Source organism: Clostridium sp. ETTB3 (genome assembly GCF_053571985.1).
The window spans coordinates 1,317,135-1,332,125 of the sequence record NZ_CP199832.1 but is presented as its reverse complement, the minus strand read 5'-3'; the positions used below and the strand labels follow the sequence as shown (position 1 = coordinate 1,332,125).

At 25.4% G+C, this 14,991-nt stretch carries 12 protein-coding genes, 1 tRNA gene and 1 other annotated feature; of the genes, 3 read left to right on the top strand and 10 right to left on the bottom strand.

Annotated elements, in window-relative coordinates; translation table 11 throughout:
- The 4 genes from ACUN06_RS06500 to ACUN06_RS06485 form a co-directional block, all read right to left on the bottom strand.
- On the bottom strand, positions 1 to 1,386 hold the full coding sequence (locus ACUN06_RS06500) for a L,D-transpeptidase family protein (RefSeq protein ID WP_294397178.1): 1,386 nt from the start codon (positions 1,384 to 1,386) through the stop codon (positions 1 to 3).
- A 141-nt stretch (positions 1,387 to 1,527) separates the two neighbouring features.
- Complete coding sequence (locus ACUN06_RS06495; protein WP_291732731.1) at positions 1,528 to 2,691, bottom strand: class I SAM-dependent methyltransferase; 1,164 nt, start codon at positions 2,689 to 2,691, stop codon at positions 1,528 to 1,530.
- 394 nt (positions 2,692 to 3,085) lie between these two features.
- Entirely contained in the window at positions 3,086 to 4,132 is a 1,047-nt protein-coding gene (cax, locus tag ACUN06_RS06490; protein WP_294368017.1) for a calcium/proton exchanger, read from the bottom strand.
- A gap of 310 nt (positions 4,133 to 4,442) precedes the next feature.
- Complete coding sequence (locus ACUN06_RS06485) at positions 4,443 to 4,928, bottom strand: hypothetical protein (RefSeq protein WP_294368018.1); 486 nt, start codon at positions 4,926 to 4,928, stop codon at positions 4,443 to 4,445.
- 162 nt (positions 4,929 to 5,090) lie between these two features.
- Between ACUN06_RS06485 and ACUN06_RS06480 the strand changes: the two genes are divergently transcribed.
- Positions 5,091 to 5,975 carry a DUF2156 domain-containing protein gene (locus ACUN06_RS06480; RefSeq protein ID WP_291734714.1) on the top strand — a complete coding sequence of 295 codons (885 nt, stop codon included), beginning with the start codon at positions 5,091 to 5,093 and terminating at the stop codon, positions 5,973 to 5,975.
- A gap of 38 nt (positions 5,976 to 6,013) precedes the next feature.
- On the opposite strand, the gene pheT is transcribed toward ACUN06_RS06480, so the two are convergent.
- The 6 genes from pheT to ytxC all read right to left on the bottom strand — a co-directional run bounded on the left by pheT (position 6,014) and on the right by ytxC (position 13,779).
- Positions 6,014 to 8,389, bottom strand: a complete 2,376-nt coding sequence (gene pheT, locus ACUN06_RS06475) for a phenylalanine--tRNA ligase subunit beta (protein ID WP_449390230.1) — start codon at positions 8,387 to 8,389, stop codon at positions 6,014 to 6,016.
- A 16-nt stretch (positions 8,390 to 8,405) separates the two neighbouring features.
- On the bottom strand, positions 8,406 to 9,425 hold the full coding sequence (gene pheS / locus ACUN06_RS06470; RefSeq protein WP_294124380.1) for a phenylalanine--tRNA ligase subunit alpha: 1,020 nt from the start codon (positions 9,423 to 9,425) through the stop codon (positions 8,406 to 8,408).
- Between the two features lie 97 nt (positions 9,426 to 9,522).
- Positions 9,523 to 9,741 (bottom strand) — a binding site (T-box leader).
- A 60-nt stretch (positions 9,742 to 9,801) separates the two neighbouring features.
- Positions 9,802 to 10,584: a TrmH family RNA methyltransferase gene (locus tag ACUN06_RS06465; RefSeq protein WP_291734706.1), complete on the bottom strand. Its 783-nt coding sequence runs from the start codon at positions 10,582 to 10,584 to the stop codon at positions 9,802 to 9,804.
- A gap of 11 nt (positions 10,585 to 10,595) precedes the next feature.
- Positions 10,596 to 11,267: a potassium channel family protein gene (locus ACUN06_RS06460; protein WP_294124381.1), complete on the bottom strand. Its 672-nt coding sequence runs from the start codon at positions 11,265 to 11,267 to the stop codon at positions 10,596 to 10,598.
- Between the two features lie 10 nt (positions 11,268 to 11,277).
- Entirely contained in the window at positions 11,278 to 12,624 is a 1,347-nt protein-coding gene (locus tag ACUN06_RS06455) for a TrkH family potassium uptake protein (protein WP_294368022.1), read from the bottom strand.
- Between the two features lie 249 nt (positions 12,625 to 12,873).
- A complete protein-coding gene (ytxC, locus tag ACUN06_RS06450; RefSeq protein ID WP_291734699.1) occupies positions 12,874 to 13,779 on the bottom strand; it encodes a putative sporulation protein YtxC in 906 nt (301 codons plus the stop codon).
- A 142-nt stretch (positions 13,780 to 13,921) separates the two neighbouring features.
- Between ytxC and ACUN06_RS06445 the strand changes: the two genes are divergently transcribed.
- Both ACUN06_RS06445 and ACUN06_RS06440 read left to right on the top strand, forming a co-directional pair.
- Positions 13,922 to 14,623 (top strand): DUF6873 family GME fold protein, encoded by a 702-nt coding sequence (locus ACUN06_RS06445; protein WP_291734695.1) that lies wholly within the window; start codon positions 13,922 to 13,924, stop codon positions 14,621 to 14,623.
- A gap of 125 nt (positions 14,624 to 14,748) precedes the next feature.
- Positions 14,749 to 14,820, top strand: a tRNA-Cys gene (locus tag ACUN06_RS06440).
- Positions 14,821 to 14,991: the final 171 nt, after the last annotated feature.

Here is a 14,991-nt window from a genome sequence, read left to right as displayed (position 1 = left end):
CTATTCATCTTTATAACATATAATTGGAGTTCCAGGTTCTATATTTTCAAATATATTTTTTGCAAGATATTCTGGAGCATTAACACAACCATGACTCCCTGATGCTTGGTATATATTTCCTCCAAAACTATTTCTCCAACTTGCATCATGTATTCCAATATTCATATTAAATGGCATCCAGTACTTAACATCAGAATTATAATTATCACCCCTTAAAGTTGCATTTTTTTGTTTGTAATTTAAAGTATATGTCCCTTGTGGGGTTGCATTACCTCTGCTAACATTACCAGTAACAACATCTCCTTGAGTTATTATTTTACCACTTTTATAAAACCATAAATATTGATTAGTTAAATTTATTTCAACATAAGTATTTCCAATATCATTTTCATGATTTCCTAATGCAGTTTGCAAATAAATAGGTTCCTTTTTTATTATTTCTCCGCTTTTTATATTTTTAATTAAAGCTTCTTTTTCCTTTGTTCTATCAATTCTCCAACCATAATTTCCACCTATTACATTTATATTTTTTCCAGTGGTTGATTTGAAACTTCTAGTTTTTCCATAAGTATCATATTTAATGCCTAATGTTTTTATATATTCTTTAATCTTTTCTTCATTAATTACTACATTCATTGTTGAATCAACTTCTAGCCACGTATTTATTATACTTGAATCTAAAACTTCTATTTCATTATCAAATATGTAATATATTTCTGAACTTACATATTTATTTAGTTCATTTTGAGCTTTAATAACCTTTTCGCTTTCTGATGTAAATTTAGGATTTTCATAAGCATTAATTTCATCTAAATTAATACACCTTTCCCCTAAAAGTATGGAGTTTAATAAGTATGCATAAAGAAATTCTTCATTGATCTTATTTCCATATACCTCTTTAATTATTTTAAATTCTCCATCTTCATATTTTAAGCAAGCATCTATTGGTTCAACAATATCTTCACTATTAAAGCAATTAAGTTTTTCAAGTTCTTCTTTTAATAAATTTCTATCAAAAGAATAAACTTCATTAATTATATATTTATTATTAGAAAAAATATTTACAATCCAAAGAAATGGATTTTGACTTGTTTTTATTTCTTCTGTTTCTTTACTTCCTTTATATTCAAAATTTATATTACTACCTTTAATATATTCTGTTACATCATTTCTTTCTTCTAATTTGATAGTATAATTGTATGATTCTTTTAATAGCAATTCATTTGCTTCTTTTACAGTTTTACAAGAAACATTAATTTCATTAATATATGTTCCAAAATAAAAATGTTTAATAAAATATATTGAAAATACTCCATAAATACAAATAATAACAAATATAATTACTATAATAAAATAATTTTTATTTTTCTCATTATCAAAACTCATTTATTACTAATTTATCTCCCATACCATTAATTTCTTGTAGTTTATTATTATGTAATTACTTATGAATTTAAAACTAATATTTAAAAATAAAAAATCATGATTAAGTATCATTTACACTAAATTTACTGCTTTTATATACACTTAAATTAAATTATCATTTTTTAACAAATTATATAATGTTGGATTAAAATTAAATGTTCTAATTAAATTATTAACTTCATTTAAGGATTTTTCTTTCTTCTCTTTTGATATGTTATTTTTAGAAGCTCTTATAAGTATATTTTTAGGAGAATGTGCAATATCAATAAATTCTAAAAGTTGTGTTTTATACCCCATACACTCTAATAAATTAGCTCTTACACTATCAGTCATTAATGCAGCAACTCTTTCTTGAACTATTCCATATTTAGTTAAGATTGAAAGTTCATTTGCCTTCATTTGAGAATTAAATTCATGTTGGCAACAAGGAACTGAAAATATCATTTTACTATTCCACTTAATTGCATTATATAAAGCATAATCTGTAGCTGTATCACATGCATGTAAAGTAATAACCATATCTACCTTATTGTTATATTTAAATCCGTTAATATCTCCTAATTCAAAATGTAAGTTTTCATAATTATATCTTTTAGCAATATCATTACATTTCTTTATTACATCTTCTTTTAAATCTAATCCTATCATTTTTACATTTATATTTTTAATTTTTACAAAGTAATAATATAAAACAAATGTTAAATAAGATTTACCACATCCAAAATCTAAAATAGTTAATTCCTTATAATCATTCTTTTTAATTTCATCATCTATTATTTCAATGAATCTATTAATTTGCTTATATTTATCATATTTAGAATTAACTACTTTACCTTCCTTAGTGAATACTCCTAAATCTATAAGAGGTTCTATTATCATACCTTCTTTTAATATATAATTTTTTTCTTTATTATGCCCCTTAGCAACAATCTTAGAATTATCATTTTTCTTTTTACCTAAAAATATCTTTCCTTTTTTAGATATCTTTAAATCAAATATTTCATTATTAGACCAAGCTGTCATTTGTTTATAGTTGCCAAATATTAATTCACTTACTTTGTCACTTATTTCATTTATTTTTATATTTTCATGAAATACTTGCTTATCTGTAAATTTTTCTATTTGATAAAACTTATTTTTATTATTTTCTTTTAAATTTATAGCAATTTTATTGTATTTTTCATCTTTTTTAACTTTGTTGCTTATTACTATCTTTATAATTTCATTTTTAAATACTTCTTCTAACGTTCTTTTTAATTCTTCCATTTATATCTCACCTTATTTATGTATAATATATAGCTATTTTAATTCATATAATCCCATTTTTCCAGTATTATTTATATAATATAATTTTAAAAATAAAAATAGCTAATATATTTAATATACTAGCTATTTTTATTTTTAATAATTTTCCTTTATATTTTGAGCTTTATTATTTTTTCTATGTTTACATTCGCAATTATTTGCTTTCTTTTCTTTTTCTTGTTGACTGCTACAACAACAATCATGTTTTTCACTCATAATTTTATCCTCCAATATATAAAAATATGATTTTGTAGATTATAAACTCTACAATGATTATTTTGTTCACATTTATATATCATGATACTATAAAATTAAAGGAGTAATTTCCATTATAAACTTAATATTTATTTATATATTATAAAATAAAAAATCCTGCTGCAATTATTAAATATACTGCAACTAACTGAGCTCCTTCTAACCAATTAGACTCTCCATCTGCAGCAACCTTATTTGCTATTAATACAGTTACTATTAAAGCTATTAATTCAAATTGATTAAATATAATAGTCATTGGTGTAAATAATAAACTTAAAAATACAAGAATAGGAGCAACAAATAATATTATTTGCAAACTTGATCCTATTGCAATTTCTATTGCAACATCCATTTTATTTTTTAAAGCCATTACAATTGCTGTAGTATGTTCAGCAGCATTACCTATTATTGGAATAACAATAATACCAACAAAAATTTCACTTAACCCAAGCTTTGAAGTAATACCTTCCACACCATCTACTAAAAGTTCACTTTCTATAGCAATAAATATAGTTGCTATAATTAAAATTATGATTGCCTTTTTTAAAGACCATTTTGCTTCTTCTTCCTCTTCTTCATATTTAACTGCATAAAGCTCCTTATGAGTAAAAAATGAAAAAATCAAACTTAAAATATATAATATAAACATTATTATTGATACTGCAAGATTCAAGTTTTCATATTTAGTATTCAATAATTCACTAGGAAAAGTATGTGTAAACACAGCAGGTATACACAATCCTATAACTGCAAATAAAAGCATACTTGAAGTAACTTCAACTACATTTTTATTAAATTTTTGAGTTTTATGCTTTATTCCTCCACATAGCATACTTGCACCTAATACTAATAAAATATTGCCTATAATAGACCCAGCTATTGATGATTTTACAACTTCAAACAACCCTTGTTTTAAAGCAAAAAATGAAATTATTAATTCTGTAGCATTACCAAATGTTGCATTTAAAAAGCCTCCTATTTTAGGTCCAGCATAAAAAGAAATTTCTTCTGTACCTTCTCCCATTAATCCAGCTAATGGTATAATAGAAAGAGCTGCTAATATAAACATAACTGCTGGTGAAAAGTGCATAAATTTTCCTATAATACTAATTGGAATAAATATAAGCATAAATTTTAAAAACTTCATATATATCACATCCACTTCTTATCGATACATATTTTATATTCTCCATTTATCCCAAAAATTATTTATCTTACTAAAAGAAAAAAATGGAATACTTTCTCAAAATATTTCCTAAATAAATATATTATTTATAAGATTTATTATTGTAAACTTTTTATATAATATTTTCTTAATATTTCAAATAAATCAGTTACATGGTAATAATATCATATGAATCTTTAATATTAAAGATATTAGACTTATTCATTATATTTCTTAAAAAAAAGATTATATTTATTATTAAAAAATAATAAAAAATATAATCTTTAATTCATTAATTTTGTACCTTCAAATTATTTAAATTTAATTCTAATAAATTTATTCCAAATTCTAATACTCCATTTTTAGTTGTTAATGTACTAATATCTAATTTTTCAAGTTTTATTCCATAGGTATCTGTACAATATACTTTTACTATCTTTTCTATATCAATAGTAAGTTCCTTATTTTTTAAACTCATTCCTTCAATATCATTAATTGATTTTCTCAAAATTGCTAATGACCCTTTAACTAATGGATTACTTGTTGCTTTATTAGATATCTTAAAATTATTAATAGTTATAAAAATAATATTATTTTTAAAGCTATTAATACTCATTGTTCCATTAAAGTCAATATTCATTCCCATCAATTTATAACTTCCACTTACCTTTATTAAATCTTCTAGTTCAAGAGACTTAATAATAGTTTTATCTTGCATAGATATTAATTTTAATATATCATCTTTTGATAAATCTAAGAGCAAATTTCGTAATTTCATTTTACTTAACCTTTCATAAATTTATTATTCATAAAATTATATTCTTATAGTTAAAATTAATTACAGAATTTCTTTTAATACATTTTATTATACACATCTTTTAATACTAAAAATAAAATATTATATATAGTTTTTCTTTCTTATTAACTAGGAGATGATAAATTGGAGTACTTTAAAAACATTGATTTAAATGATAGGTATTTATTTGAAAAATATTTATGCAAAATTAATAATAAATCCTATGAATATTCTTTTACAACTCTTTATTTATGGAAAGATTTTTGCAAAATTGAATATTCTATTATAAATAATTGCTTAATAATAAAAAAAGAAACTCAGAATGGAGAATTTTTCATGATGCCTTTAGGCTATGAAAAAGATAAATTAAATAATTTAATATTTACTTTAAAAAAATTATCAACTAATAACAACATCTATCTTTTTGGAGATATTGAGGATAATTTTATTAATGATTTGCAAAATTATACTGACTTAAGTTTTAAAATAACTCAAGATAGGGATAATTTTGAATATATTTATTCTACAGATAAATTATTAAATTTATCTGGTGAAAAATACCATAAAAAGAAAAATCATTATAATTCATTTATTAATTCTTACAATTATACTATTAAATCAATAAATGATGAAAAATCTATATTAGATTGTTTAAATTTATTAAAAAAATGGCATAAAAATAAAAATATACTTTGTGAAGAATTACTTTGCGAAACTAAAGAAATAACAAACTTGCTTTATAATTTAGATTTTTTAAATTTAAAAACTATAGCAGTATATGTGAATAATAACCTTGCTGGTTTTTCAATTGGTGAAATTCTTAATGATACTGCAATAATTCATATTGAAAGATGTGATATTAAATATAAGGGAATTTATGCATTTATAAACAGGGAGTTTATAAACAAGGAATTTAGAAGTACAAAATATATTAATAGAGAAGAAGATTGTGGCTATCCTGGATTAAGGAAATCCAAACTTTCATATCATCCAATATATTTATTAAAAAAATCATTAATAATAATTTAAAAGGAAGCCAATACTTGGCTTCCCTTTAAATTAAAATATTATCTTAAAACAGCACCTAATTTATGCTCTAAAGCTTTAAGAATCTTATCATGAACCTTAGCTATATCTTTATCTTCTAAAGTTTTCTTTTCATCTCTATATGCAATTGCATAAGCTATTGACTTTTTACCTTCTGGTATTTGTGCACCTTTGTAGATATCAAATAATTGAACTTTTTCTACTAAGTTTCCACCTGCTTTTCTTATAGTTTCTTCTATTTCAGCAACTAATATAGAATCATCACATAATAAAGCTATATCTCTTGTTACTGCTGGGAATTTTGGAAGAGGCTTATATGTTTTTGTAGTACTTGAAGCTTCAAATAAAGCATCTAAATCAAGTTCTGCAACATAACAATCAACATCTATTCCATAGCTTTCAGTTACATCTGGATGTATTTCACCAAATACACCAACTTTCTTATTTCTTACCATAAGAGAAGCTGTTTTACCTGGATGATAGCTTGGATTTTCACTTTCTCTAACATATTTAGCCTTAGTTATTCCTAATCCATCAATTACATTTTCAACTATTCCCTTAAGGTCTAAATAATCACAATCACCATAAATACCAATAGTTAAAACATTCTTTTCTGTTGGTAATTTAGTTTGATCTTCATTTGGAATATAAGTTCTACCAATTTCAAATAATCTTACATAATCATTATTTCTTGAATAATTTCTTCCTAAAGATTCCATTATTGAAGGTAAAGTCGTTGTTCTCATAACACTATAATCTTCACCTAAAGGATTTTTAATTTTAACTACATTTCTTAATTTACTATCTGCTGGTATATTTACCTTATCAAATACCTTAGGTGATACAAATGAATAGCTTATTGATTGGTTTACACCACTTCCTATCATTGTTTCAATAACTACATCAGTTAATATATCATTCTTATATTTAGGTTCTCTTTCAGTTGCAACCTTAAATATAGTAGTTGGTATTTTATCATATCCATATATTCTAGCAACTTCTTCAGCTATATCTTCTTTTATAGCAATATCAATTCTAAATGTTGGAATAGTTATATTTAAATCATTACCATTTAATTTTGTTTTTAAATCTAATGAATCTAAAGCTTCCTTCATTTCCTCCTTAGATATATCTGTACCTAAGAATTTATTTATCCATTTAGAATCTACAGTTATAGAGCTTTCTTCTTTTACAGAATTATAAACATCTATAGTTCCTTCCATAACTTCACCGCAACCTAATTCACAAATTAATGCACAAGCTCTATCTATTGCAAGTTTAGCTAAGTTTGGATCTATATCTTTATCAAATCTTGAAGAACTTTCTGATCTTAAGTTTAACTTTTTAGAGCTAACTCTTATATTAGTTCCTTCAAAGTTTGCAGATTCAAATATTACTTCTGTAGTATCATCTTGAATTTCTGAATTTAATCCACCCATTATTCCAGCTATAGCAACAGATTTAGAACCATCTTTTATCATTAATATACTTGAATCTAATTCTCTTTCTATTTCATCTAAAGTTGTAAACTTCTCACCATCTAAAGCTCTTTCAACAACTATTGTTTTGCTTTCTATTTGTCTTGCATCAAATGCGTGCATTGGTTGACCAAGTTCTAACATTACAAAGTTAGTTATGTCAACTATATTATTTATAGGTCTAACTCCAGCTTCTAAAAGTCTTTCTTGCATCCATCCTGGTGATGGCTTAACCTTAACATTTTTTACACCCTTAGCCATATATCTTCTACATAATTCATCTTTAACTTCCACTTTTAATTCATCATTAATGTTTGATGAACATTTAGCTTCGTAATTTAAGTTTGGCATTTTATAAGATGTTCTTAATGTTGCAGCAGTTTCTCTAGCCATACCAACAATACTTAAACAATCTGGTCTATTAGATGTTATTTCAAAATCTAATATAGCCTTATTTAATCCTAAATATTCTTTAATATCCATTCCTATAGGAGCATCAGCAGGTAAAATCATTAATCCATGAACAGGCTCATCTCCAGCTATTCCCAATTCCTCTTCAGAACAGAACATTCCATTAGAAACTACCCCTCTCATTTTACCCTTTTTTATTTCAGTTCCATCAGCTAAAATAGACTTATGTAAAGCTACTGGTACTATATCTTGCTCTTTCATGTTAGTTGCTGCTGTAACTATTTGTATCTCTTCTGTACCTATATCAACTTGACAAACACTTAATCTATCAGCATCTGGATGTTTTTCTATCTTCTTAATCTTGCAAGTAACAACATTTTTTATGTTATCTCCTTGTATTATAACCTCTTCTAAAGCTGAACCCGAAAGAGTTAATTTATCTCCTAATGTATGTGGATCTACGTTAACTTCAGCGTAGTCCTTTAACCAACTATATGGTATTTTCATTTTATTTACCTCCTAATTAAAACTGATTTAAAAATCTCATATCACTTTCGTATAATGCTCTTATATCATCAATACCATACTTAAGCATAACCATTCTATCTACACCAAATCCAAAAGCAAATCCGCTGTAAACTTCAGGGTCTATTCCACAATTTCTTAAAACGTTAGGATGTACCATTCCACAACCTAAAATTTCAATCCAACCGCTTCCCTTACAAACTCTGCATCCTTTTCCTTCACAAACAAAACAAGTTGCATCCATTTCAGCTGATGGTTCAGTAAATGGAAAATGGTGTGGTCTAAATTTAGTTACAACCGTATCTCCAAACATCTTTTTAGCAAACAACTCTAAAGTCCCTTTTAAATCTGCAAAAGTAACCCCTTTATCAATTACTAATCCTTCCATTTGATAAAATATTGGTGAATGTGTAGCATCTACAGCATCTGATCTATAAACCTTACCAGGAGATATCATCTTTATTGGTGGTTCCTGATTTTCCATTGTTCTAATTTGTATTGGTGAAGTTTGAGTTCTTAAAACTATATTATCATTAATATAGAATGTATCTTGCTCACTTCTAGCTGGATGATCCTTTGGTATATTTAAAGCTTCAAAATTATAATGATCAAGCTCAACTTCTGGTCCATCTTCTATGCTAAATCCCATTGAGATAAATATTTCCTTCATTCTTTCTAATGTTAAATCTAAAGGATGTCTTTTTCCTATAACTTGCTTTTTCCCTGGAAGAGATATATCAATTACTTCACTTGCAAGCTTAGCATTTTTTTCTTTAGTTTTAATTGCAGTTCCAACCTCTTCTAACTTTGCTTCAACTTCACCTTTTGCTTCATTAACTAATTTACCTACTACTGGTCTTTCTTCTGGTGATAATGAACCCATTCCTCTTAATATAGTAGTAAGTTCACCTTTTTTACCAAGATATTTAACTCTTATTTCTTCTAAAGCTCCACTATTTTCAGCAGTAGCTATTTCATTAAAAGCAGCTTCTTTAATTGCTAATAATTTTTCTTGCATTTTTATTCTCCCTTCTTATTTTTAATAAAATTTTAATGGGTTTATTTATTTTAATACTTTTTTAAAATTTCCCATAAAAAAAAGGATACTCAGTCCACAAAGGGACGGAATATCCGCGTTACCACCCTAATTGATATGAAAATTTATTCATATCCAGCTTTATTAAATAACGGTTTTACCGCTAACTACTACTACAACTTCATAGCTAGAACTCCTGAGTGAACTTCAATAAGACTTCATGTAAAAAGGCTTACAGTCTATGGCCTTTTTTCCCTGGACATTTTATCAAATTTACTTTCTCATTCACAGTTTTTAAATATTTATTTACAACTTATTATACAAATAACTAAGTTGTTTTTCAATACCTAGTTTTAAATTAATTTTTACAAAGTCTTTGTCTTACTTTTTCAAACAATATAATTGATGTAGCAACACCAACATTTAAAGACTCTGCTCCCCCAGGCATTGGAATTTTAACCTTTTTATCAGCTAAATCAAATATTTCATTACTTATTCCATTACCTTCATTTCCTACCGATAAGATTACTTTTCCACTTAAATCTTCATCAAAAAAGTTTTTTGATTCTTCTAAAGAAGTTGCTACTAAACTAAATCCTTCACTTTTAAGATTCATTAAAAAGCTTAAGTCATTATCATAAATTATAGGAACATAAAAAATTGATCCCATTGTAGATCTTATTGTTTTGTCATTGTATATATCTACAGTACCTTTTGTTAATATTATTCCATTTACCCCAGCTGCATGAGCTGTTCTAATAATTGTTCCTAAATTTCCTGGATCTTGAACCTTATCACATAATAAATAAAAATCACCATCTATATTATTTGCTGAATTATTTATATTTACCACAGCAATAATGCCTTGAGGATTTTCTGTAGAAACTACTTGTGAAAATAATTCATCTTTTAATTGATATATTTTAATGTTATCCAAATACTCTTCTAAATAATCATTAATTTTATCTTTTCCATGTTCATTTACAATTAAATATTCTATATTACACTGTGCCTTAAATGCTTCTTGAACTAACCTAAATCCCTCAATTATATATTTATTTTCCTTAGTTCTATATCGTCTTTCTTTTAATTTTTTTGTATTTTTAAATAATGTGTTGTCTTTACTTTCAATGATTATCAACGTTATACCTCTTATTTTTTCTTTACTAACATATCTTCTAAATTACTTAAATCATCTGCTGAGCCAATTGCCACAATTATATCATCGGCTGATAATATATCTTCTGCTTTTGGTGATATATCTATACTCTCACCTTTTTTAATAGCCATAATATTAATTCCATATCTACTTCTAAGCTTTAGTTCTTTTAAGCTCTTTCCATCCCATTCATTAAGTACTCTTAATTCCATAATGCTATAATCTGGAGATAATTCTATAAAGTCTAAAATACTTGCTGATACCAAGTTATGAGCAACTCTAACACCCATATCTTTTTCAGGTAATACTACTCTATCTGCCCCAATTTTATATAATACTTTTGCATGTAAATCACTTTGCCCCTTTGCAATTATATACTTTACACCTAGTTCTTTAACTAAAAGAGTAATCATTACACTAGCTTGTATATTAGAACCAATAGTTACAACCGCAACATCAAAATTTCTTAAACCTAAAGTCTTTAATGCACTTTCATCTGTTGCATCCATTTGAACTGCATGTGTTACATTATCTGCTATTTCTTGAACAGAATCCTCATCCATATCTATTGCTAAAACCTCATGTCCTAATGAATACAAAGTCTTTGCAACAGATTCTCCAAATCTCCCTAATCCAATAACTACAAATTGTTTAGTATTTGCCATATTTCTTCCCCTAACCTATTAAAATTTTTCCTTCTGGATATTTCACACCAGATTTTTCCTTTTTTCTTGTGAGTGATAACACAACTGTTAAAGGGCCAACTCTTCCTAAATACATCATAATTATAATTAAGATTCGTCCTATATTACTTAAATCAGGTGTTAATCCTAATGTTAATCCTGCAGTTCCAAAAGCTGAAATTGTTTCATAAAATATAGACATAAATGTTGTACCCTTTTCTGTATAAGATAATAACATTGTTACTATGACTACTAATGTAAATCCTATAAATAATAATGTAAATGCTTTATATACTAAATCTTTACTAAATCTTCTTTTAAATACTTCAGAATCTTCTCTACCTCTTATAACAGAAACTACAGTTACAATTAAAACTCCTATTGTAGTTGTTTTAATTCCTCCAGCTGTAGAGCCTGGAGAACCACCTATAAACATTAAAATAATAGTTAAAAACTGACCTGCTGTAGTCATACCACTTGTTGAAATACTATTAAATCCTGCGGTACGTGGTGTTACAGATGCAAAAAATGAATTTGTCAGTTTATTTATAAATGACATTTTTGATATAGTTTGTGGATTATTATGTTCAAATAAAAACATTAAAAGTGTTCCACCAACTACCAATCCTGTTGTTATTAATAAAACCATTTTAGAATGAATAGAAACTCTTCTTATGCTTTTGCATGTGTATAGTTCACTCCAAACAGTAAATCCTAATCCTCCAATTATTATTAAAATAGAAAGTACCATAATAACTACTACATTTGTATTAAAAGATATTAAACTATTTCCTTTTCCTAATACGTCAAATCCAGCATTACAAAAAGCTGAAATAGAATGAAACAAGCTATAAAAAGCCCCTTTCCCAAAACCAAACTCTGGAATAAATTGAGTTGATAATAATAATGCCCCAAAAAATTGAACTGATACCGTAAATACCAAAACATACTTAACCATTTTTACTAACCCTTGAATGTTAAAAGTATTCATTGCATCTTGTAAAATTAATCTTTCTCTTAATGTAATCTTTTTCCCTAAAATAATTGCTATTAATGTAGTAAAAGACATAAATCCTAAACCACCAATTTCTATTAATATCATTATAATTGTTTGCCCAAACATATTCCAATAACTCCCAGTATCAACTACTATTAATCCTGTTACACATACTGCAGAAGTTGCTGTAAAAAGTGCATCTAAAAAACTAGTACTTTCCCCACTTGCTGTAGATATTGGTAAAGTCAATAATATTGTTCCTATTAAAATTATCACTACAAACCCTAAAGCTAATATTTGAACTCCCCTTAACTTTATATATTTTTTAAGATTCCAGTTCATTGTCTCACCTCCTAATTTAATAAAATATTATGTTACTATTTTGGACTTTTTTATTTTGTTTTATGTTTAAAAGTTCACCATGTATTTTACCACCTTTAAATGCTTTTTCATAGTTATTCCATCTTAAATTTTATCTTTATTAAAGTATAATTATATCAATATTCCTATAATTTTTTATTATTTTAATATAAATTAAATTTACATGATAAAAGGGTTGATTATTAAATAATACAACCCTAAATTTTCAAATTAATTATTTAACTTTATATTTTTTAATTTTGTACTTTCACAATTTGCACATCCAGCGCAATAAAACACTCTATCCCCAAATACATTTACTATAGTATCTATAAACTCTGTATTTAAGCAATTTTCTTTATGATGAATTATAACTTGTTTTGGTGCATTAGTTATTAATCCACTAATTATAATATCTTCCATTTTAGCTTCAGTATCAACTTTACATTCAGCTAATTCTTTCATAAATTCATTAAAAATATCATTTCCATATCCATCTTTTAATTCATATCCACCACCCTTATGGATATAAATATTAATTTTTTCAATTTTACTTTCCTGTATATCTACAAAATATTTTAGTAACTTTACAAACTCCCTGTATTCCTTTTCAACCATGTATTCTTCTACAACTTTATCTATTATTTCTTCTATATCTTCTCTTAATTCTTTCATTCTAAAAGTAATAAATCCTTGTATGTTTATTTCTTCATTTTCTTCTAAACAAGTCTTTATTTTTTCAATAATAGAATTTATTTTACTTATACAAAAAATCATTTTTTCATCTTTTAAATTTTCTTCACTTCTTAAAACTTTCATAATCATTTCTTCAACTTCTAATATTTCTTCTTGCTTTAGAAAAAAATATGTTTCAGTTAAAAAATTAAAAAGTTCCTTTTTTCTATATTTTTCAATTACTATATTATATAAAATATTACTTATATATAAATATATCATTCTTTTTACTTTCTCACTATAACCTTCTTCATCGCACATAATCTTTACTAAGTGAGAACTGCCTTCTTTGCTCTCCACAAGACCTATAGTTATATTTTTCTTTTTTAATAATTCTCTTAGTTCTTGCAACTCACGCACTAATTCTATCTCATTATTATGCACTACTTTCATTATAAACATGGATTTCACTCCTTTCTTAATATTAGTATGTATTAATTTTTTTTCTATATACTAAGTTACATGTACACTTATTATAAAATATTGATTTTTTTATAAATATTTTATATCTTATAATAAATACACTTGTATAAGGAGAAAAATTATGATTGCTTTTATAGATTATAGAACTTCAAATGAAGAAATAAATTCCTTAAAAAATTTAAATATTGATGTAATAAAAGTTCCTTGTAATAATAACCTTTATCCTGCAATTAATGGTCATGTTGATATTCAATTAAATATTTTAAATTCAGATACTAAAACAATAATTTTAAATAAAGATATTGATAATAATTTTAAAAAAATACTTCAAGAAAAAGAAATTAATTTTATAAATAGTTTCAATTCATTAAATAAAAATTATCCAGAAAATATCTCTTTAAATGCTTATATTACCCCAAATTATTTAATACATAATTTAAATTTTACTGATAAAGAAATCATAAACTATTGCAAAACTAAAAAACAAATTCATATAAAACAAGGATATTCAAAATGTTCTATTTTACCACTTAGAGAAAAGGTTGTTATTACTAGCGATATGGGAATTTATAAAACATTAATAAAAGAAAATTTTGATGTATTATTAATTCCATTTGGAGATATTGAACTTCCAGGATTAAATTATGGGTTTATCGGAGGTGTAGGAGGAATGATTTCTTCTAATTCCATGGCGTTTTTTGGTTCATTAGAAAAATACGCCTTTTGTGATGAAGTAAAAAAATTTTTATACAAATATGATATTAAGCCTATTTATTTACGTGATAGTAAACTTTTTGATAGAGGTAGTTTATTACTTTTATAACCTCCTATATATTACGTTTATAATATAGATTTGTTGAATATTATTTATATTTTATTCTTTTAATAAATTAAATTTTTTATGAATATTTTTTCTAAATTCACATATATATAAATATAAACAAATTTGGCGCTATAGCCAAGTGGTAAGGCAGAGGTCTGCAAAACCTTTATTCCCCAGTTCAAATCTGGGTGGCGCCTTTCTAACATTTAAAATCATATACCAAAAATATTTAATAAATTAATAAGGGGCTGTCGAACTAAATAATTAGTGCACAGCTCATTTTTGTTAATCATGACCACCCTTGCTCTGCGCCTGAAAGGTTTTGTTGCTGGCTGTGCTAATCGTACGTTGAAAAGTTTGTCAACTGC